Source organism: Ralstonia sp. VS2407 (genome assembly GCF_052950655.1).
In genome coordinates, this window is sequence record NZ_JBRFVG010000015.1 from 41,913 (window position 1) to 62,145 (window position 20,233).

Annotated in this window: 15 protein-coding genes; 10 read left to right on the plus strand and 5 right to left on the minus strand. The window is 65.0% G+C overall.

What is annotated here, in order from left to right:
* Positions 1–19: 19 nt before the first annotated feature.
* On the minus strand, positions 20–619 hold the full coding sequence (locus ACU8YE_RS20735; RefSeq protein ID WP_232038958.1) for a helix-turn-helix domain-containing protein: 600 nt from the start codon (positions 617–619) through the stop codon (positions 20–22).
* An 87-nt stretch (positions 620–706) separates the two neighbouring features.
* Between ACU8YE_RS20735 and kbl the strand changes: the two genes are divergently transcribed.
* From kbl to ACU8YE_RS20780, 9 genes are all read left to right on the plus strand, one after another.
* Entirely contained in the window at positions 707–1,924 is a 1,218-nt protein-coding gene (kbl, locus tag ACU8YE_RS20740; protein ID WP_147217788.1) for a glycine C-acetyltransferase, read from the plus strand.
* Positions 1,924–2,907, plus strand: coding sequence for an NAD-dependent epimerase/dehydratase family protein (locus tag ACU8YE_RS20745; RefSeq protein WP_446929481.1), 984 nt, complete (start codon positions 1,924–1,926; stop codon positions 2,905–2,907). Before kbl ends, ACU8YE_RS20745 begins: the two co-directional genes overlap by 1 nt.
* A gap of 109 nt (positions 2,908–3,016) precedes the next feature.
* Positions 3,017–3,262 carry a hypothetical protein gene (locus ACU8YE_RS20750; RefSeq protein ID WP_260803435.1) on the plus strand — a complete coding sequence of 82 codons (246 nt, stop codon included), beginning with the start codon at positions 3,017–3,019 and terminating at the stop codon, positions 3,260–3,262.
* A 588-nt stretch (positions 3,263–3,850) separates the two neighbouring features.
* Positions 3,851–4,852: a LuxR C-terminal-related transcriptional regulator gene (locus ACU8YE_RS20755; protein WP_446929482.1), complete on the plus strand. Its 1,002-nt coding sequence runs from the start codon at positions 3,851–3,853 to the stop codon at positions 4,850–4,852.
* A 73-nt stretch (positions 4,853–4,925) separates the two neighbouring features.
* Entirely contained in the window at positions 4,926–7,391 is a 2,466-nt protein-coding gene (gene pgaA, locus ACU8YE_RS20760) for a poly-beta-1,6 N-acetyl-D-glucosamine export porin PgaA (protein WP_260803433.1), read from the plus strand.
* Positions 7,392–7,441: 50 nt separating this feature from the next.
* Entirely contained in the window at positions 7,442–9,616 is a 2,175-nt protein-coding gene (gene pgaB / locus ACU8YE_RS20765) for a poly-beta-1,6-N-acetyl-D-glucosamine N-deacetylase PgaB (protein ID WP_316879896.1), read from the plus strand.
* A 1-nt stretch (position 9,617) separates the two neighbouring features.
* Positions 9,618–10,901: a poly-beta-1,6-N-acetyl-D-glucosamine synthase gene (gene pgaC / locus ACU8YE_RS20770; RefSeq protein ID WP_232038965.1), complete on the plus strand. Its 1,284-nt coding sequence runs from the start codon at positions 9,618–9,620 to the stop codon at positions 10,899–10,901.
* Positions 10,898–11,914, plus strand: a complete 1,017-nt coding sequence (locus ACU8YE_RS20775; RefSeq protein ID WP_260803431.1) for a PgaD family protein — start codon at positions 10,898–10,900, stop codon at positions 11,912–11,914. The genes pgaC and ACU8YE_RS20775 overlap by 4 nt, the downstream gene beginning before the upstream one ends.
* Before the next feature lie 381 nt (positions 11,915–12,295).
* Positions 12,296–12,526: a hypothetical protein gene (locus ACU8YE_RS20780; RefSeq protein WP_232038967.1), complete on the plus strand. Its 231-nt coding sequence runs from the start codon at positions 12,296–12,298 to the stop codon at positions 12,524–12,526.
* A 111-nt stretch (positions 12,527–12,637) separates the two neighbouring features.
* Here the strand turns inward: ACU8YE_RS20780 and ACU8YE_RS20785 are convergent, their stop codons facing one another.
* Genes ACU8YE_RS20785 through ACU8YE_RS20795 form a run of 3 tightly spaced genes read right to left on the minus strand, consistent with a single transcriptional unit; the run spans position 12,638 to position 13,945 of the window.
* Positions 12,638–12,832 carry a hypothetical protein gene (locus tag ACU8YE_RS20785; protein WP_253540313.1) on the minus strand — a complete coding sequence of 65 codons (195 nt, stop codon included), beginning with the start codon at positions 12,830–12,832 and terminating at the stop codon, positions 12,638–12,640.
* Between the two features lie 39 nt (positions 12,833–12,871).
* The gene (locus ACU8YE_RS20790) at positions 12,872–13,252 is read right to left on the minus strand and encodes a hypothetical protein (RefSeq protein WP_446929483.1); all 381 of its coding nucleotides are present in this window, start codon (positions 13,250–13,252) and stop codon (positions 12,872–12,874) included.
* Positions 13,253–13,312: 60 nt separating this feature from the next.
* Positions 13,313–13,945: a UdgX family uracil-DNA binding protein gene (locus tag ACU8YE_RS20795; RefSeq protein ID WP_322018029.1), complete on the minus strand. Its 633-nt coding sequence runs from the start codon at positions 13,943–13,945 to the stop codon at positions 13,313–13,315.
* Between the two features lie 83 nt (positions 13,946–14,028).
* On the opposite strand from ACU8YE_RS20795, the gene ACU8YE_RS20800 reads away from it, so the two are divergent.
* Positions 14,029–15,306 carry a phophatidylserine decarboxylase associated domain-containing protein gene (locus ACU8YE_RS20800; protein WP_446929484.1) on the plus strand — a complete coding sequence of 426 codons (1,278 nt, stop codon included), beginning with the start codon at positions 14,029–14,031 and terminating at the stop codon, positions 15,304–15,306.
* On the opposite strand, the gene ACU8YE_RS20805 is transcribed toward ACU8YE_RS20800, so the two are convergent.
* Complete coding sequence (locus tag ACU8YE_RS20805) at positions 15,307–20,229, minus strand: NAD-glutamate dehydrogenase (protein WP_446929485.1); 4,923 nt, start codon at positions 20,227–20,229, stop codon at positions 15,307–15,309.
* Between the last annotated feature and the right edge of the window lie 4 nt (positions 20,230–20,233).

Genomic DNA, 20,233 nt, shown 5'->3' on the forward strand with positions numbered 1-20,233 from the left:
CGGCACCAATCTGCAGCGCCTACTGCTGCGCGTATTCCACCACCAGCAACGCCGTCGCCACCGTCTTGCCGGCGTTCGAGATGGCGTGCTGCACATCCCCCGGATAGCGCGCCGATTCCCCGTGCCGCACCTTCTTCTCACTCGGGCCGGATTGCACCGTCACCGTGCCGCTGAGCACGGAGATGTGCTCCTTCGAGCCCAGCTCGTGCGGCTCTGACGCCAGCACGCCGCCGGGCTGGATTGCCAGTTCATACCATTCAAAGCGCGCGGCAAGGTCCACCGGGCCAAGAATCTTCAATTCGCACTTGCCATCCGGGCTTTTGATGACTGGGATGGAGTGAGCGGGAATGACCGTCACGGAGGGCGCCGCATCGGCCGCGCCTTCAGGCGAGAGGAAATCCGCCAGCCCGACGCCGAGCGCGGTGGCCAGGCGCCACAGCACGGCGACGGTCGGGTTGGCCAGGTTGCGCTCGACCTGCGAGAGCATGGATTTGGACACGCCCGCGCGCCGCGACAGTTCATCGAGCGACAGCTTGCGCGCCTGGCGCAGCGCTTGCAGCTTGGCGCCAACGGCGGGCGGGCCGTCGGCGAGGACATCGGTGGCGGGGGCTTGTGCCATCGGTTGGTATCTTGTAAATTGAACGAATTATTCGATATATCGAACATGTTCGATTTATCGATCAACGCAGTCTACAGGAGCAGCACCATGGGGACAACGCAAGCCAACGCCTCCACCGACGCCTTCTACGCGCACATCCGCCGCGAACTGGAGGCGATCGAGGAAGCCGGTCTCTACAAGACCGAGCGCATCATCACCTCGCCGCAGGGCGCCGTGATCCGCACGGCTGACGGCAAGGAGGTCATCAACCTCTGCGCCAACAATTACCTCGGCTTGTCGTCGCACCCGGAGGTGCTGAAGGCGGCGCACGAGGCGCTCGACACGCATGGCTTTGGCCTGAGCTCGGTGCGCTTCATCTGCGGCACGCAAGACCTGCACAAGACGCTGGAAGCGCGGCTGGCGAAGTTTCTCGGCACGGAAGACACCATCCTCTACGGCTCGGCATTCGATGCCAACGGTGGCTTGTTCGAAACGCTGCTTGGGGCCGAAGACGCCGTCATCAGCGACGAGTTGAACCACGCGTCCATCATTGATGGCATCCGCCTGTGCAAGGCGCAACGCTATCGCTACAAGCACAACGACCTGGAGGATCTGCGCGCGCAATTGCAGGCAGCCGATGCGGCGGGCGCGCGCTTCAAGCTTGTGTTTACTGACGGCGTGTTCTCGATGGACGGCACCATCGCGCGGCTGGATGAAATCCGCGCCATCTGCGACGAGTTCGGTGCGCTGCTCGGCATTGACGAATGCCATGCCACGGGCTTCCTTGGCAAGCGCGGCCGCGGCTCGCACGAGCACCGCGGCGTGTTCGGCAAGATCGACATCATTACCGGCACGCTGGGCAAGGGCCTGGGCGGCGCGTCGGGTGGCTTCACGAGTGCGCGCAAGGAAGTGGTGGCGCTGCTGCGCCAGCGTTCGCGGCCGTATCTGTTCTCGAACACGGTGGCGCCGTCCATTGTCGGGGCCACCATCAAGGTGCTCGATCTGCTGGAAGCCGACACCGCGCTGCGTGACAAGCTGGAAGACAGCGCGCTGTATTTCCGCCGCAAGATCGTCGAGCTGGGTTTCGATATCAAGCCGGGCGACCACCCGATCGTGCCGATCATGGTGTATGACGCGCAGAAGGCGCAGGCGCTGTCCAAACGCCTGCTGGAGTTAGGCGTGTATGTGGTTGGCTTCTTCTACCCGGTGGTGCCCAAGGGGCAGGCGCGCATCCGCGTGCAGATCAGCGCGGTGCACGAGCGCGCGCAACTCGACGCGGCGCTCAAGGCGTTTGAAACCGCCGGCAAGGAACTGGGGATCATCTGATGAGCACCGGTACGAGCGCGAATTTTGGAACGGCGCCGCGCATCCTCATCATCGGCGCCAATGGGCAATTGGGGACGGAGCTGGCCGCCGCGCTGGCCGAGCGCTATGGCACTGGCAACATCGTGACGAGCGACATGGTGCCCCGTGGCCGCCACCCGCAGATCCGTCACGAAACGCTGGATGTGACCGATCGCGGCCAGTTGCGCGAGATCATCGAGCGCCACGGCATCACGCAGATCTATCACCTGGCTGCAGCGCTGTCGGCCGCGGCAGAGCAGTCGCCCACGTGGGGCTGGGCGCTCAATATGAACGGTCTGCTGAATGTGCTGGAGGCGGCGCGCAATCATCAGCTTGAGCGCATCTTCTGGCCCAGCTCGATTGCCGCGTTCGGGCCCACCACGCCTGCGGACAACACCCCGCAGAGCACGATCATGGAGCCCAAGACCGTCTATGGCATTTCCAAGCTGGCGGGCGAAGGCTGGTGCCGCTGGTATTTCGAGCACCACGGTGTCGATGTGCGCAGCCTGCGTTATCCGGGGCTGATCTCGTACAAGACTGCGCCGGGCGGCGGCACGACCGACTATGCCATCGACATCTTCCATTCGGCCGTGAAGGGCGAGCGCTATACGTGCTTCCTGGAGCACGATGAGGCGCTTCCCATGATGTATATGCCGGACGCCGTGCGCGCCACCATCGAGTTGATGGAGGCCCCGGCCGAGCGCATCAGCCAGCGCGGCAGCTACAACCTGGCAGGCGTGAGCTTTACGCCCGAGCAACTGGCGGCCGAGATCCGCCGGCATCGTCCATCGTTCGAGGTGGCGTATGCGCCGGATTTCCGCCAGGCGATCGCGGCCAGTTGGCCGAATTCCATCGACGATTCGGTTGCCCGGCGCGACTGGGGCTGGAAGCCCGAATACGGTGTGGCGGAGATGACGACCGACATGCTGCAGAACCTCGCCCACCTGGCTGCGCATCCAGCCTAGGCAGCTTCAGTTAGGGGAATTGCGGGCATTGCAGGGCGCTGTTTTGTGTTTCGCTTCGATCGGTTGTGTTCAACAATGCAGCATGGCCATCACTTCTCGTCCCTGCCGCATGTCTTGTTCGACACCCGACCCCGCGCCGCGCCATCGCGACGATCCGCAGCCCGCCAAGCGCACCTGGTGGGTGCCGGTGTTGCGCATGTCGGTGGCCGCGGGCGCGGTGGCGGCCATTCCACACACGTCGATCCAACTGCCCTTTTCCGACGGTGCCTGGATGCTGCATACGGCTGCGGGCATCATCTTCATGGTGGGCGCCATCGACAGCCTCTTCCTCTTTGCCATGCGCCATAAGCCCTGAAGGGGGCGCATCGGTCATCTATCCACCGCGGGCATGCCTGTGATGTGGCGTCTGCCGCGCTCGCTCGGTAAGTTTTAAAACAGGTTGTAAAAACGTTCAGTGGACAACCGGCGGCATGATCGGGCCGGTCGTCACACGTCGCGAATTCGTAACTGAATCGTTACAGAAATGAAGTGAATTTGCGGCATCGCACCAACCGGTGCCGCGGCCCGCCAATCCTTTGCCACAGCGGGTTTCGCCCGCCTTCTGCACGTCATCATTTGTGCCGCAAGTGTAAGCAGATGTTGCGCTGCACGGAGGTGGCCCGATGCTTGCTCTATGTCGTGCGGTCACTCTGCATGTGCAAGGCAATTCCGCCACCTGCAGAACAGGTTTTTCCCATAAGCGGATCCGGAACCGGATTGGTCCCCACGGCCCCACGGTCCCCACGGCATTCGCACTTCGCTTCTCCAGAGCCGGCGCATCGCTGGCGGCAGGGCGCTTTCTCTCGGACGGTCCCGGGGTTTCGACGGTCATATGCGTGCTCGCCCGCAGCGGCTGGCTTGTGCGCGCCTGACCGGAATCGCTTCACAAGAAAACGAGGAAACCATGAAAGCAGTCCTGCTGGAGAATCATCCCTTGCTACGGGCCGGACTTGCGCAGTTGCTGGCGCATCCCACCCTCGGCCTGGAGGTCGTCGCCCCGGCATTGCCTGCGGGCATCCCTGGCGAACTGCACGCGTTCGATGAGCGAGCTGATCTGCTCGTCATCGGGCTGGACGAGGCCGAGGGCCCGTTCAACGCTGGTCAATTCGCTGCCCAATTGCGCGAAGCGATGGACGCCAGCGAGGCCAGCCGCGTGGTGCTGCTGGCCGCCAGCCTGTCTGCTGAAGAAGCGCACGCTGCCATGACGTGCGGTGTCGATGCCTACTGCGCCAAATCGCAATCGCCGGAAGTCTTGCTGGCCACGCTGCGGCTTGTGCTGGCCGGCGGCCAGTCGTATCCGGCCCTGATACCGCGTGCAGCCGATGCAGCCATGCCGATGCTCTCGCTGGATGCGTCCGAAGCGGCGCAGCGGCTGAATGTGTCGCTACGGCAGTACGAAGTGCTGGTGCTGCTCTCGCGCGGGCACTCCGTCAAGGGCGTTGGGCGTCTCCTGGGCATCTCGGAAGCCACCGTCAAGACGCATGCGTGCACGCTGTATCGACGCCTGAACGTGCGCAACAAGAGCGAAGCGGTGTATGCCGCCATGCGCTTGGGTATTCCGCTGGAACTGCAGGGCGGGGCTGCCGCCACGACCAACGCTACATCCGCACAGACATCGGTCCAGGTGTCTGGAGATGCGCAAGACGCAGACGTGTTCGTGCAAACCGCTGCACGCACATCGACTCCGCTCCAGGCCGGCGTACCGGCCCGAGATGCGGTGATGGCGTCTTCCTCCCCCCAGCCGGGGGCGTCCGAACGGACCACCACGTCGGTGACCGCATCGGGCGCTGAACTGGGCGCCGAATCGCGCTGGGCTGCCATGACGCGAGCCTTTGGGGGCGTGACGCCTGCCAAGCCGATGCGCGCCCCGGTGCGCGCCGCCAACGGTACGGCCCGCCTCGGCTGACTCAGCCCCGGCAGCCCTTCATGCAATGCGGATGGCGTGCGCCCGCACGCGCCGCCCACTGGACATGACAACAATGACAACCCACGAGCCACTCTCCTGGAGCCTGCCGGCCGAGCGCACCAGCGCGGCCGCGGCATGGCATCCCCGCCGCTGCGCTATTGCTGCTGCCACCGTTGTGGTGGTCGGCACGGTGCCGATGATCGCGCACGCCGCGACCGACGATGCTTCCAACGCGGCCACGCGCCGCTTGATCGATTCGCAACTGACCGACGCCGCCGCCAAGGGCCCGGCCACGTTTGCATCCACGACCGTCATCGCCGGAGGTGACGACGTGCCGGCGTCTCCGGCCAACACGCTGCTCGTTGCGCAACAGGCGGTGCCGCCGGCAGACTCGTCCGTCAAGACATCGCCCGCGGCAACCGCACCGGCCGCCGCCTCGCCAATGCCTGCTGTTGAGGCAGCGCCGCCCGCACCTCGGCCCGCATCGCCGTCACCCACGGTGATCCTGCCGCCGGGCACGCCTGCACCGGATACGTCTGCACAGGCGCCGGCCATGCCTTCAGGCCCGAGCGCTCAAGGGCCCGGCGCGCTCGAACCGCTGCAGGTGTCGCCGGAAGCGGCCAATGCGGCGGCCACCCATGCCGCTGGCAATGCGCCCGACAACGCGCCCGTAGGCGCGATGCCGACCGATCGTCAGGCGTTCCACGATGAGGTCATGCGGGAGTCGCGCGAGGGCGCGGCCACGCTTGCGCAAGAAAACCTGCGCCAGCATCCGGACTGGTTCAAGGAAAGCGAATCGTGGCACGTCGACCATGCCGCCGCCGCGCAGCGCATCCGCTGGGGGCGTCAGCAGTTGAAGGTCATCAACGGGCCGGAGCGCTTCGTCATCATCGATCAGGCGGTGGCCGAAATCGAGGCGCTGCTCAAGAAGGTGCCCGACACGCCGGAAAACGCAGAGTTCCGCCAGCAGATCGTGGCCGATGAAGTGGTGGCACTGGCTTCGCGCGGGCGCATGAAAGACGCCGTCAAGCGCTACGAAGCCATGTCGCAGACGGGCAAGGTGCCGGCCTACACACGTGTGGCCGCGGGCGATGCCTATGCGTATCTCGATACGCCGGACAAGGCCGCCGACGCCTACGCCCGCGCGCTCAAGGATGCGAGCCCCGGCGAGATCGAAACGGGCGACGTTCAGGAAGGCCTGTTCTACGCCATGCTCGACACCGGCCGCTTTGAAGAGGCTCGCGCGCTGCTCGACAAGATGAAGGCCGACAACCCGGAATACGTGCGCCTGGCGCCGGAAGCCGGTACGCCCAATCCCGATTACTCGCGCATCAAGCGTCTGGAAGCGCAGTACCTGATCCTGACGGGCCGCACGCACCAGGGCATTGCCGAGCTGGACAAGTGGCGGCACGAAGCGCCGTTCGCCGCCTCGCTTGTCAGCGCACGTGCCGACGGCGCGATGGTGCAGACCGAGCCGTATCGCTCGCGCGACATGTACAAGACGGCGCTTGCAGAGCACCCGGATGACCTGAGCGTGGTGGCCGGCTATGGCCGCGCGTCGCTGGCGGTGGACGATCTGAAGACCGCCAAGAACGTCGCCAACGGGCTGGACGAACGCTTTCCGGAGAATGGCTCGGTGCGTGCGCTGCGCAAGGATCTGGACGTCTATCAGAGCCCGCAGCTCATCATCCAGTCGACGGCGGACAAGGGCAATTCGGCGTTCGCCAACAACGAGTACGGTATCGACACCAAGGCATACAGCGGGCCGTTTGCAGACCACTATCGGCTGTTCTTCCACAACTTTGCGGGCCGTGCGCAGTTTGACGGCGCATCGGAGAGCCGCGTGCGCAACGGCGCGGGCCTGCAGTGGTTCGACACCGGCGTCGAGGTGAACGGCGAGGTGCACCAGTCTGTCGGCGCGGCTGGCAAGACCGGCGGCACCCTGGATGCCACGTGGATACCCAGTGACCACTGGAAGGTGTCGGGCATGGTCACCAACGATGACCTGGAAGTGCCCTACAAGGCGTACCAGGTCGGCGTGACCGGCAAGAGCGTCAGCGGCAACGTTCGCTACACCTGGGACGAAACGCGCTACGCATCGCTCACGTACGGCGTGTCGCGCTACACCGACGACAACCTGCGCCAGCGCGTGGCAGCCAACTTCTACCAGCAGGTGTTCACCTCGCCGCGGCACACCATCGGCGTGTTGTTCGGGGCCGATACCAGCCGCAACACGATGACGGGGCTGAACTACTTCAGCCCGTCGCGCGACTACAGCGGCCAGGCCACGGCCATCTGGTCGTGGACGCCCTGGCGCTACGCCGACAAGTCGTTCACGCAGCGCGTGTACCTGACCGGTGGCATGTACAACCAGCAGTCGTTCGGCAGCAGCCCGATGGTCGAAGCGCGGCTGGAGCACGTGTGGCAAATCAATCGCAAGACGCAGGTGTCCTACGGCATCGGCTTTGGTCGCCATCGTTACGACGGCCAGCCCGAGAACCGCAAGTTCCTGTACCTGAACCTCAACATTCCGCTGTGATGCCCATGCAAGCTCTCCGACAACCGTCATTGCGACGATTCTTCGCCTGGATGGCACCGAGACTGGCGCTGGCCCTGACGTTGGCTTTCCTTGCCGCCGTTCGACCGGCCGCCGCCGTTCAGGTGGACTTCCTGCCCAAGCCCGATCCGGACGACGGCAAGACGTTCCGCGTGCTGTGCTTTCACGACATCCGCGACAACCTGCGTGCCAGTTTCGAGAAGCTGCCCGATGGGTTTGCCGTCGATACCAAGATGCTGACGAACATGTTCAGCTGGATCCAGGCCAACGGCTACCACCCGGTCACGCTCGCGCAGATCGACGCCGCGCGCCACGGCGGCAAGCCGCTGCCCAAGCGCCCGATCCTGCTGACGTTCGACGACGGCTATGAAAGCCACTACACGAAGGTCTTCCCGCTGCTCAAGCAGTTCCGGTTCCCCGCCGTGTTCGGGCTGGTCACGGAGTGGACCAACGCACCTGCGGGCGCGAAGATCAAGCTGTCGGACAAGCAGATCGTGCCACGTGACTTTTTCATGAACTGGAACCAGATCCGCGAGATGCAGGCCTCGGGGCTGGCCGAGTTCGCCACCCACACGGCGGACATGCACCACGGTGCGCTGGGCAACCCGCAGGGCAACGAGATGCCGGCGGCTACCACGCACGAATATCTGCGCAATCTGGGCCGTTATGAAACCGACGACGAGTACCGCAAGCGCGTGCATGACGACCTGCAGCGCAGCATCGACCTGATCCAGAAGAACGTGGGCACCAAGGTGCAGACGGTGGTGTGGCCGTATGGCGCCCACAACCAGATGCTCGACCAGGAAGCCGCCAACGTGGGCCTGAAGTACATGCTGACGCTGGAGCCGGGTCCGAACACGCCGGACGTGCCGCTCACCGCCATCCGCCGCAGCCTGATGGGCTACGACACCGACACCGGTGATCTGGAGCGTTCGCTGCGCGAGCCTGTGACGCACCACGGTGAGATCAACCCCGTGCAGCGCGTGGTTCAGGTCGACATGGATTACATCTACGACCCGGACCCGAAGCAGCAGGAAGCCAACCTCGGCAAGCTGATCGACCGCATCAAGGACCTCGCGCCGCGTGTGGTGTATCTGCAGGCTTTCGCCGACCCGAAGGGCAACGGCGCAGTGGACGCCGTGTACTTCCCGAACAGGCACATGCCGATGCGTGCAGACCTGTTCTCGCGCGTGTCGTGGCAGTTGAAGACGCGTGCAAAGGTAGAGGTATACGCGTGGCTGCCGATGCTGTCGTACAAGCTGCCGGCCAACAATCCGGCGGCCACGCACTTGGTGCAGTCGCTGCCGGGCGCGCCGCAGAAGCCGGGCACCGTCAAGCCGCCGCGCCTGTCGCCGTTCGATCCGCAGGCGCGCCAGATGATTCGGGACATCTATGAGGACCTGGCCAAGAACTCGATCATCGACGGCGTGCTGTTCCACGACGACGGCGTGCTCGACGACTACGAAGATGCCAGCCCCGCCGCGCTCAAGGCCTACGAGGCCATGGGCCTGCCCGGCGATATCAACAAGATCCGCCAGTCGCCCGAGCTGATGCAGAAGTGGTCGCGCGCCAAGACCGCTGCGTTGATCTCGTTCTCGAAAGAGCTGATCGCGGTGGCGCAGGGCTATCAGAACGGCCGCGACATGCTGACCGCGCGCAATATCTTTTCGGGGCCGGTGCTCGATCCGAAGGCTGAAACCTGGACGGCGCAGAACTATGACGACTTCCTGGAGGCGTACGACTACGTTGCGCTCGAAGCCATGCCGTACATGGAAGAAGCCAAGGACCCGAAGGATTGGATGAAGAAGCTGACCGCCGCCGTGGCCAAGCACAAGGATGGCCTGAAGAAGACCATCTTCGAGCTGCAGGCGGTGGACTGGCGCAATCAGGACAAACCGATCCCCACGACCGAGTTGCGTGACCAGATGCGCGCACTGCGCTCGGCAGGGGCTCTCAACTATGGCTACTACCCGGATGACTTCATTGCCGGCCGGCCCGATACCGAGGTGCTGCGCGATGTGATGTCGCTCAAGACGTATATCGAGACGCGCAAGCCGCCCGGCGGCAATAAGGCCAGCGTTGAGAAGCTCGAGAGCAGCGCCGCACCGCAGAGCCCGTCGCCCAATGGCAACGCCGCGGGTGCAGACAAGAAGCCCGCGACCACCGAAGCGGCAGCGCCGTCCCACGCGAACAAGGCGGGAGGCTGAGATGGTGGACGCACTCACCGCCAAGCGCTGGATCTCTGGCTTTGTCTTCTACTACCCGTTCTTCATGTCGTATTTCTGGATGATCGGCGGGTTGCTGCACTACTTCCTGCTCGAGCGCGGCACGCAGAATGTGCGGCATCCGCTGGCACTCCTTGGGGTGAAGAGCTACCCCAAGGTGTCGATCATCGTGCCTTGCTACAACGAAGAGGCCAATGTGCGCGAGGTGATCAGCCACCTCGCACGCATGCGGTATCCGAACTACGACATCATCGCCGTGAACGACGGCAGCTCCGACCGCACCGGTGAACGCCTGAACGAACTGGCTGCGGAATACCCGCAGCTGGTGGTGATCCACCAGTCGTCGAACCAGGGCAAGGCAATTGGCCTCACCACCGCCGCGCAGGTGACAGACGCCGAATACCTGATGTGCATCGATGGCGATTCGATCCTGGACGTGGATGCCATTGCCTGGATGATTCGCCACCTGATGGAGAACCCGACCATTGGCGCGGTGACGGGCAACCCGCGCATCCGCACGCGTTCCACCCTGCTGGGGCGCATGCAGGTGGGCGAGTTCTCGTCGATCGTGGGGCTCATCAAGCGCACGCAGCAGGTCTATGGCCGGCTGCTGACGGTGTCGGGCGTGGTCGTGATGTTCCGCAAGCACGCCATCGAGGATGTCGGCTACTGGAGCAATGACATGCTCACCGAGGACATCGACATCAGCTGGAAGCTGCAGGTGGGCGGCTGGATGATCCGCTACGAGCCGCGCGCGCTGTCGTGGATCCTGATGCCCGAGACCTTCCGCGGCCTGTACAAGCAGCGCCTGCGATGGGCCAAGGGCGGCATCCAGGCGCTCATCAAGTACGCGCCGGCCATGGCGAGCCTGCGGCAATCGATGATGTGGCCGATCTTCTTCGAGTACGCACTGTCGGTGGTGTGGGCGTACAACATGCTGATCGTCATCACGTGGTCGATGGTCGGCTTCTTCGTCGAGTTGCCTCCCGAATGGCGCATGGAAGCACTCCCGCGCTGGCACGGCACGCTGCTCTTCATCACCTGCGTGCTGCAGTTGCTGATCGGCTGCTTTATCGATCGCCGCTACGACGACAACATCCTGCGCTACTTCATCGACACCGTCTGGTATCCGGTTGCGTTCTGGATCCTGAACCTTGTCACCACGGTGGTCGGCTTTCCGGCCGTCGCCTTCCAGCGTACCCGTGCCCGTGCCCGCTGGACGAGCCCCGACCGGGGCATCCAACAACAACAGGGGAATTCGCCATGACCATGCTCGTCATTGATGTTTCGCGAAACTCGATCCGACAGTCGTTCTCGGACAAGGGTGTCGTCGGGACCTTGCACCATGTGCTGTGGTTCCGCATCTTCCGTCCGGTGCTCGTGATCTCGATCTGGGGCCTGCTGGGCCTGTACGTGGGCTACTCCATCAGCAGTGTGGGCCCCAGCGGCCTGCCATTCGAGCAACTGCGCATGTACGGCAACATCATCGCCGGCATGGGTGGGGTGCTCGTGGTGTGGATGGTTCTGTCGCGGCTGGACCGTGCCATTCGCCGCAGGCTCGTGCGTGCGCCGGCAATGCCGGCTCCATCCGCCGGGGCCGCCGCTCGCGCGTCGCGCGGGGCGTTGCATGCGCAGCAGCCCGCGTGGCAGCGTCCGCGCAACACGCGCCTGCTGGTGGTCGATCACGACGACGACGGCGATATCACCCATGTGCGCTCATGGCAGGAGTGGGCGGGCCGCCCTGCACCTGCCGGCACCGCCACGCCGCCCACACCCTTCACCCGCAGCCCGGAATACGACCCGGAAGAGCCGGTACTGGGCGCCCGCCCCGTCAGCGAGGCGATCGTGCTGGAGAACCTCGATCGGGAAGAGCCTTCGCTGGCGCGCGTTGATGCACCTGCACAACAACCGCGCGACGTGGTGAAGGCCGTGGATGCCGTGACAGCCGAGGCCTCGGGCTTCCATCGCTTCGGCTACCGAGGGCGTCTGGGCCGCAACGATTGGGTCGAGCCGCAAGCGCCCGAATCGGCTGCGTCCCCTGTGCAGACGTACGCGATGCGGCCCGGCATGGCCCGCCATTACGGCAGCGTGACCGCAGTGGTGCACGGCCGTGCTGCAGTGCACGCAGCGGACCGAGCCACAGAACGCCATCGCGCGCTGCATGCATTTGGTGCGCATGCACAACTGGACGATCCTTACGCGCGACTCCAACGCGTCGAACGCATTGACCCGCTGCACGGCTTTGGCCGACGCGCCAACATCGTCGCCGACGACGTGTAAGGTCAACGCTCCAGCGCAGCGTGCAGCGCCCCGGTGATGCGAGTCACCGGGGCGCATTCTTTTGTGCAATTGACTTAGCGCAAACGGAGGAGGGCGGCGTTCCCTGCACTGCGCAATCGTTACCGCCCGTGCGCTGTACTGCACGGCAAACGGTTGGTGCCCCATCATCGACCATTGGGTGACATGCCTCCAGTGGGCGACGCACCGATTTGCACTCTTGAATGCGGCTGCGCGCGTGCCTATGCTGGCTTCTCCTGCAAGCCCAGCTGCTCTCTCCCGGTGGTCTTGGCGGCTCTTGCAGTGCTCATGGTGTCAGTGAAAACCAAGCCCACCCCAGTCACGCGTCGCATGCCGTGACCAATAGACAAGCTGGAGACAACTGTGCTGAGTCCCCATGAATTTGCCGTTTTGCTTCTCGTCAACGACGGCGCTGAATCCGACGACCTGGATCGCGCCGATGTCGAAGCGCTCATCGAGCGACAGCTCGTTACGCTGGAGCGCCGTGGCCCCGATCACTGCTATGCCCGGGTAACCCTCCAGGGCTACGTCCTGCTCAAGGCTTCCGGCCACGTTCGCACCAACGGCCGCCGTTCGATGGCCGTGTCCCACTGAGCGCACCTTTCTTCATTGCATGCAGCCAGTCGTTGCCTGGGCCTGAGTGCAGGGGCGAGTGACGTGTCTGCGATGTCCCCGCCCGGCGGCTAGCGCGGAACGCGGGGCGCATCAGCCTCCACCAATCCCTTGAATGATCTTGCCGCTGCCCTCGCACATGGGGCAGGGGCTGCCATCGTCGCGCTGACCGGTGCCGTTGCACACAGGGCAGACCGCCTCGCCGCTGCTGGGTGCCCCGGGCGCCGCTTCGTCGCCAGGTGCGACGGGCGCTGGAGGCGTGCCAGGGATGGGGTTTTCGTTGTTCATGAGGTGCTCCTGAATGCGCGCGAGTCGGTATGTGTTGCTTCAAGGGTGCGTGGCCGGAATGTTCGGCGGGGTCGCGGGCGGACGCTCGCGACCGTGCGGGCTGCCGCCGGTTGATCTGTCCTTGACCACGTTGCCGTTTTTGTCCTGATGCGAGCTGGAACCCGTTCGCGGCACGTACTCGCCGGAAGGATTGGCCCTGTCGGTACGAGTCCGGTTGCGCGTGGCGTCACGCCCGGTTGGGCGATCGGTGCGGCTTGTGGTGCCCGTTGCGGTCGTGCTGTTTGCGTTGGCCGCGGGTGCGTTGTCGCTGCTGCCGGACTGTGCACCTGTTGCTTGCGCGAACGCGTTGCCGCTGCCCAGGGCAACGAACAGTGCTGCCGCTGCGCAGAACGTGCGTGTGGGATATTGCGTGCGAATCATCATCTGCTCCGGTGAAGTGTCCGTGTCGGTTCCACCGACGCAACTCGCGCGCCCGCGCAGCTACTTGCCGGCAGCAAGCCGCCGCGCATGTTTGAGTGCGGTCACGATGTCGAGATAGGCGCTCTCACGCGCCGCCTGCTCTGGCGCGCGCAGCGCATATGACGGGTGCCATGTCGCCAACACCGTACGGCCTTCATGGCGCAGCGGCTGATTGAAATGCTCTTGCAGGCGCGCATGCGCATCGTCGAGCAACGCCTTCAACGCAGTCGCACCCAACGCCACCACCACCGCCGGCGCTTCCTGCTGCAGCTCGCGCTCCAGCCAGTACATGCAGGCTTGCACCTCGCGCTGGCCAGGCGTCTTGTGCAGACGCCGCTTGCCGCGCAGTTCCCATTTGAAGTGCTTGACCGCGTTGGTGATGAACACCTCGTCCCGCGGGATGCCGGCGTCTTCCAGCGCGCGGTCGAGCAGTTTCCCGGCAGGGCCCACAAACGGCTTGCCGGCCAGGTCTTCGCCGTCACCGGGCTGCTCGCCAACGAGCATGATGCGGGCGCGCCGCTTGCCCTCCCCCGGTACGGCCTGCGTGGCATGCCGCCATAGATCGCAACGGCGGCACGCGTCGAGCGAGTCCGGCTGTTGGTCGGGGTCGGTCTCGTTGCTGGCGGGCGGGGAGGCGGGAGGGGGCTTCTTCATGGGCAGGCAAATGAGAACAGCAACGACAAAGCAACCCGAATGCCACTGCGCCCATGTGGAACGCACGTTGCTTGGCCTCCCGCATGGACGAGGAGACCACTTTGGAAGCTGCACCGAATGTTCCGTTGGACCGGCGGCGCCGGCTCGGCAACTGGCTGCCGGAAGGCGAGGCACAACTTGCGGCGTTTCGCGCCGAGCTGGTTGCGCAAGCGCTGTCTCGTCCGTCAAAGACACCCTCAGTGGCTGCCGTGCGTGCGCTCGCCAATCTCATTGATGGCGAGCCGGCATTGCGCATGCACCTCGCGCGCGCCATCGACGAAGCGAAGGAGCGCGGATACGAACTCGGCTACCAGGACAGCGCAGAATTGCTGCTCGCCATCGACCATGTCGTCACGTGCGCGCCGCGTTTTAGCGAGAAGGCGCTGGTGGTCTGTCCGCTCAATGCATTGCTCGATTGGCCGATGTGCATGCCATCGGGCTACGCGCTGTTTCGTGACCGCCGCTTCAACGATGCGCTCGAGGCCGTGCTCAATGGCTGGAGCGCATTTCTCAGCGGCCCGCATTCGCGTGCCTATCTGAACTCGCGCGAGCCCGACGGCTGGTTCAGCCCCGAGGCGACACGGCGTATCGGCATGGAGCAGTTCTTGTGCGATCCGTCGCAACCGTACTGGGGCTTTACCTCTTGGAATGACTTCTTTACGCGCCGCTTTCGTGCCGGCATGCGACCCGTCGCAGGCGAGGACGACAACAAGTTGATCGTCAGCGCTTGCGAGGCCGCCCCCTACAACATCAGCCACGATGCGCGCGATGAAGATGCGTTCTGGATCAAGGCGCAGCCCTATTCATTGCGCGACATCTTCGGACCGGGCAAGGCACACCTCGCCGAGCTGTTTTCGGGCGGCAGTGTCTACCAGGCCTTCCTGAGTGCCTACAACTACCACCGCTGGCATGCGCCCGTCGCCGGCACCATCGGCGATACCTTTCACGTAGATGGCACGTACTACTCGTGCGTGGAATCGGAAGGCGCTGACCCGGAAGGGCTGAACGATTCGCAAGGCTACAGCGCAGCCATGGCCGCACGCGCGGTCATCACCATTGCTTGCGACGATCCTGCCGTGGGCACCGTGGGTTGCGTGTTCATCGGCATGGCAGAGGTGTCTTCGTGCATGGTCGACGTGACACCGGGCCAGCACGTTTGCAAGGGCGAGGAGCTTGGCTACTTCCAGTACGGAGGCTCGACGTACTGCATGTTCTTTCAGCCAGGCGTGGTGGATGCCTTCGTCGTGCAGCCGCCGTTCTCGCACGATACGCCGCCAGTGCGCGTCAACGCCGCACTGGCGCGCGCCAGAGAGCGGCGTTGATCAAGCGTCGACCTCGGCCAGCGCGTTGAGGCCCACCGACAGCATCGCCAGATCGGCCGAGCCAGCAGCGACCTGATCGGCAATCACGCGGTTGTAGCGCGCCAGCGCTTCCTGTCGCGTACCGCGCCATGTGTCGATGAGGGCTTCCGCGCTCGCGCCAGGGGCTGCATTTTGCAACACCGACTGCGTGAGCCGACGCCGCAATTGCCCCAGTTCTTCGAGCAGCGTCGCGCGCGCCAGCATCTGCCAATGCGTTTGTGTGGGCAGGCCGAGAATGCCGCCTTGCAGCCACCCGTAACCCAGTGGCTGGTCGAGGGCAAAGTACACGCGTGCGGCGAGCCGCGCATCGCAGCCGCTGGCCGTAGCGACCTCCGCAATGTCGAGCAACGACACACGCGCCGGCACGCCAGTTGCCACGCGCGCCAGTCCTTCCGGCACACCGGCTTCGGTAAAGACCTGCCGCTGCTGAGCGGCGGCTTGCGCAGATTCCTCGGGTTGCAGCGCGTCAATCTCGGGTGCGAGCGCATCCACCGCAGACCGGAAGTGCTCGACCGCTGCCGGCACATTCCCCACGCGCCGCCGCAGGAACCACAGGGTCGCGCGCTCATGCAACTGCGCGAGCGCTGTGAACAAGGCGGTTTGCGTTTCGTGCGGCACCTGCGCATCCAGGGCATCGACCTGTTGCCAGAGCGCGTCGAGCCGGTAGACCGCGCGCGCGACGAGGCTGGCCCACACCACGGCAATCGGTTCTGCGCCGGTTTCTTCGGCCATCCGGTGCACGAAGGTCACGCCGGCACGGTTGACGAGCGCGTTGGCGTGCATCGTCGCCAGAATCTCGCGACGCAGCGTGTGCCGCGGGATCGAGGTCGCGCAACGCGTGTGCAGCGGCTGCGGGAAATACGCCGGCAGACCGTCGGCCACGAAAGGCTGGTCGGGCAGATCGCTACCGAGCAGCACGTCGTACAGCCACATCTTGCTGTAGGCCATCAGCACGGCGCGTTCGGGCGTGGTCAGGCCGCCGCCACTTGCCCGGCGGGCGTCGATCTCTTCATCGGCGGGCAGGAATTCGATCGCGCGGTTCAGGCGCCCGCCACGTTCCAGATAACGCATCAGCCGCGCCTCTGGGTCGAGCCACAACGCCGTGCGCGTGCGCGCCAGTGACAGCGCCTGCGTCTGGAAGTAGTTGTCGCGCAGCACCAGTTCGCCCACCTCGTCAGTCATCTCGGCCAGCAGCGTGTTGCGCTGCTTGAGCGTCATCTCGCCGTCGGCCACGACCAGCCCCAGCAGGATCTTGATGTTGACCTCGTGGTCGGAGCAATCCACGCCGGCGGAGTTGTCGATGGCATCGGTGTTGATGCGTCCGCCATGCTGCGCGTATTCGATGCGGCCGAGCTGCGTGCAGCCCAGGTTGCCACCCTCGGCCACGACCTTGCAGCGCAGCTCTGCGCCGTTCACGCGCAGGCCGTCGTTGGCGCGGTCGCCCACCTGGGCATGCGTTTCGGTACTGGCCTTGATGTAGGTGCCGATGCCGCCGTTGTAGAGCAGATCGGCGGGCGCCTTGAGGATGGCGTGCAGCAGGTCGTTTGGCGCCATCTCGGTGGCCGTCACATCAAGCATGGCGCGCACCTCTGGCGTGAGCGGGATCGACTTGACCGTGCGCGGGAAGATGCCGCCGCCAGGGCTGATCAGCGCCCGGTCGTAATCGGCCCAGCTTGAACGCGGCAGGTTGAACAGGCGCTCGCGCTCTGCAAAGCTCGCGGCCGCATCGGGCGACGGGTCAAGAAAGATGTGCCGATGGTCGAACGCCGCCAGCAGGCGAATATGGCGCGAGAGCAGCATGCCGTTGCCGAACACATCGCCTGACATGTCGCCCACGCCCACAACGGTGAAATCCTGCGTTTGCGTATCGACGCCCATCTCGCTGAAGTGCCGCTTGACCGATTCCCATGCGCCGCGCGCGGTGATGGCCATCTTCTTGTGGTCGTAGCCCACCGAGCCGCCGGAGGCGAATGCATCGCCCAGCCAGAAGCCGTATTCGGCCGAGATGGCGTTGGCGTAGTCAGAGAATGTGGCCGTGCCCTTGTCGGCGGCAACGACTAGGTAGGGGTCGTCTTCGTCATAGCGCACGACATCGGGGGGCGGCACGACGCGGCCGTCGACGTAGTTATCGGTCAGGTCGAGCAGCCCGCGAAGGAAGGTCTGGTAGCACGCCACGCCTTCGGCCAGGTACGCATCGCGGTCGCTGGCCGGTGGCGGTTGCTTGACGACAAAGCCGCCCTTGGAGCCCACCGGGACGATGACCGTGTTCTTGACCATCTGCGCCTTGACCAGGCCCAGCACCTCGGTACGGAAATCCTCGCGCCGGTCAGACCAGCGCAAGCCCCCCCGCGCAACCTTGCCGCCGCGCAGGTGTACGCCCTCCACGCGCGGCGAATACACCCAGATCTCGAACATCGGCTTGGGTTCGGGCAGGCCGGGCACGCGCGCCGGGTCGAACTTGAACGACAGATAGGGCTTGGGCTGCTCCTGCCCGGCATCCGGCAGGCTCTGGAAATAGTTCGTGCGAAGTGTGGCTTCCACCACACCCAGGAACTGCCGCAGGATGCGGTCTTCATCCAGGTTGGGCACGTCTTCGAGCGCCTCGTCGATCTGCTTGCGCAGCGTTTCGCTTGCGCGCGAACGCTCGGCCTCGGCAAGGGCGGGGTCGAATCGCACCAGGAACAGCCGCACCAGCGCCCGCGCAATCGACGGGTTGCCGTTCAGCGCGCTCTCCATATACGTGTTGCTGAAGGTCGAACCGATCTGGCGGATGTAGCGCGCATACGCACGCAGGATGCGCACCTCGCGCCAGGTCAGGCCAGCCTGCAGCACGAGGCGGTTGAGATCGTCGTTCTCCAGCTCGCCGCTCCAGATGCGCGCGAAGGCGTCTTCAAAGCGCGCACGGGCTTCGTCCAGATCGACCTCGCTGCCGTCGATGGTCTCCATGCCGAAGTCGTGCATCCAGATGGGGGCGGCATCTGCGGGTTCGATGCAGTAGGGGCGCTCTTCGTTGACGCGCACGCCCAGGTGTTCAAGCATCGGCAGGCTGTGCGACAGCGATGTCGGCTGCCCCGCGCGGTAGATCTTGAAACGCAGCGCCCCGGGCGGCGCTTCGAGCGGCCGGTAGAGCTGCATGGTCAGCACGTTGTCCGCGGCGTTTGCGGCGAGCAGCGGCTCCATCAGTTCGATGTCGCGCACGGCAAGGCGGGCGGCGTAGTCCTCGCGAAAACCCGCCGGAAAGGCGCCCGCATAGCGGCGCAGCAGACGGTTGCCGCGCTCTTCGCCGCCGCGTTCGAGCAGCGCGTCGGCCAGGTCGTCCTGCCAGCGCCGCGCCGCTTGCACGATGCGGTCTTCGAGTTCGGCAACGTCCACGTCTGGCACATTGCCCGGCTGCGTGCGCACGGTGATATGGATGCGCGCGAGCATTGATTCCGACAACTGTGGCGTGAACTCCACGGCGGTGCCGTGATACGCGGCCTGCAGCAGGCTCTGGATGCGCACGCGCAGGTCGGTGTTGAATTTTTCGCGCGGCACGAACACGAGGCACGACACGAAACGGTCAAACGGATCACGGCGCACGAACAGGCGCGTGCGCTGGCGCTCCTGCAACCGCAGGATGCCGAGTGCGATGTCGTGCAGCGCTTCGGCATCCATCTGGAAGAGCTCATCGCGCGGGTATTGCTCCAGGATCGTGACCAGCGTCTTGGCCAGATGCCCGTCGGGAAGGAAGCCTGTGCGCCGGATCACGTCAGCCACCTTGCGGCGCACCAGCGGAATGTCTTCGGCCGGCACCATGTAGACGTTCGACGTGTACATCCCCAGAAAGCGCCGCTGCCCACAGACGCGGCCCTCGGCGTCGAACAGCTTGATGCCGACGTAGTCGAGATATCCGGGTCGGTGCACAGTGGCGCGCGAATTGGCCTTGGTGAGGAAGATGGGCTCGGGGGCGTCGATGAACTTGGCCGCGCCCGGTGCCAGGCGCGTCGTGTCCGGCGTGGAGGTGTCGCGCAGCGCTTCACGCAGCACGCCCAGGCCGGTGCCGGGTATACCGCGCAGATAATGGCCGTCGTCTTGCGTGATCAGTTCGTAATCACGATAGCCAAGGAAGGTGAAATGCCGCTCGAGCATCCAGCTGAGGAAGGCCTGTGTTTCGGTTATCTCGGCGCGTTCCACGTCACCGGTGGAGGGCTGTGCGGCGCGTACGGCCAGTGCGTCGATGGCGGCGTGGGCTGCGGCCTGCATCGGCTTCCAGTCTTCCACCGTGGCGCGCACGTCGCCCAACACTCGCATCAGGCCGTCGTGCAATGCCTGTAGGCGTTCGGGCTCGGAGAACCGATCGACTTCGATGTGGATGGTTGATTCGAAGCGGGCAACGCCGTGGGTTTCCCTGTCGGCATCGGCGGGCGTATCGGGCATGTCGCCCGCAAGGGCCGCCGGGCGCTGGACGCCGCCGCCCGCCGAAACCGCTACGCGCATGCCGGCTGCGTCGCGCTGTACGCGGTAGACGGGGTGGAAGGCGGAATGCAGCGCCAGCCCTTGCCGGTTGATCTCCATGGTCACGGAGTCGAACAGGAACGGCATGTCGTCGTTGACGATTTCAACGACCGTGTGGCCGCAGTACCAGCCGTGCTGTTCGAGGCTTGGGTTGTAGACGCGTACGCGCGGTTGCCCCGACACGAATTTCTGGCCCAGTTGCCAGTGCGCCATGGCCGCGCCGTAGAGGTCGGCAACGCTGCGCGAGATCACGTCTTCGGGGTCTGCCAGACCGTAGTAATGCCGCAGGAACGGCTCGAACAGGTCGGCAATATCGGGCGCACGTTCGCGCGCCAGGGCCACTGCATCCGCCATGTGCTGGCGGACCTTGTCTTCGTGCTGGGCAGACATGAGG

Excerpts from the sequence above, each read along its gene's own strand:
- pgaA (WP_260803433.1), top strand. The coding sequence starts at position 4,926 with ATGACAACCCACGAGCCACTCTCCTGGAGCCTGCCGGCCGAGCGCACC.
- ACU8YE_RS20785 (WP_253540313.1), bottom strand. The coding sequence starts at position 12,832 with ATGAACAACGAAAACCCCATCCCTGGCACGCCTCCAGCGCCCGTCGCA.
- kbl (WP_147217788.1), top strand. The coding sequence starts at position 707 with ATGGGGACAACGCAAGCCAACGCCTCCACCGACGCCTTCTACGCGCAC.
- ACU8YE_RS20800 (WP_446929484.1), top strand. The coding sequence starts at position 14,029 with ATGGACGAGGAGACCACTTTGGAAGCTGCACCGAATGTTCCGTTGGAC.
- ACU8YE_RS20795 (WP_322018029.1), bottom strand. The coding sequence starts at position 13,945 with ATGAAGAAGCCCCCTCCCGCCTCCCCGCCCGCCAGCAACGAGACCGAC.
- pgaC (WP_232038965.1), top strand. The coding sequence starts at position 9,618 with ATGGTGGACGCACTCACCGCCAAGCGCTGGATCTCTGGCTTTGTCTTC.
- ACU8YE_RS20745 (WP_446929481.1), top strand. The coding sequence starts at position 1,924 with ATGAGCACCGGTACGAGCGCGAATTTTGGAACGGCGCCGCGCATCCTC.
- ACU8YE_RS20805 (WP_446929485.1), bottom strand. The coding sequence starts at position 20,229 with ATGTCTGCCCAGCACGAAGACAAGGTCCGCCAGCACATGGCGGATGCA.
- ACU8YE_RS20790 (WP_446929483.1), bottom strand. The coding sequence starts at position 13,252 with ATGATTCGCACGCAATATCCCACACGCACGTTCTGCGCAGCGGCAGCA.
- ACU8YE_RS20750 (WP_260803435.1), top strand. The coding sequence starts at position 3,017 with ATGTCTTGTTCGACACCCGACCCCGCGCCGCGCCATCGCGACGATCCG.
- ACU8YE_RS20775 (WP_260803431.1), top strand. The coding sequence starts at position 10,898 with ATGACCATGCTCGTCATTGATGTTTCGCGAAACTCGATCCGACAGTCG.
- pgaB (WP_316879896.1), top strand. The coding sequence starts at position 7,442 with ATGGCACCGAGACTGGCGCTGGCCCTGACGTTGGCTTTCCTTGCCGCC.
- ACU8YE_RS20755 (WP_446929482.1), top strand. The coding sequence starts at position 3,851 with ATGAAAGCAGTCCTGCTGGAGAATCATCCCTTGCTACGGGCCGGACTT.
- ACU8YE_RS20735 (WP_232038958.1), bottom strand. The coding sequence starts at position 619 with ATGGCACAAGCCCCCGCCACCGATGTCCTCGCCGACGGCCCGCCCGCC.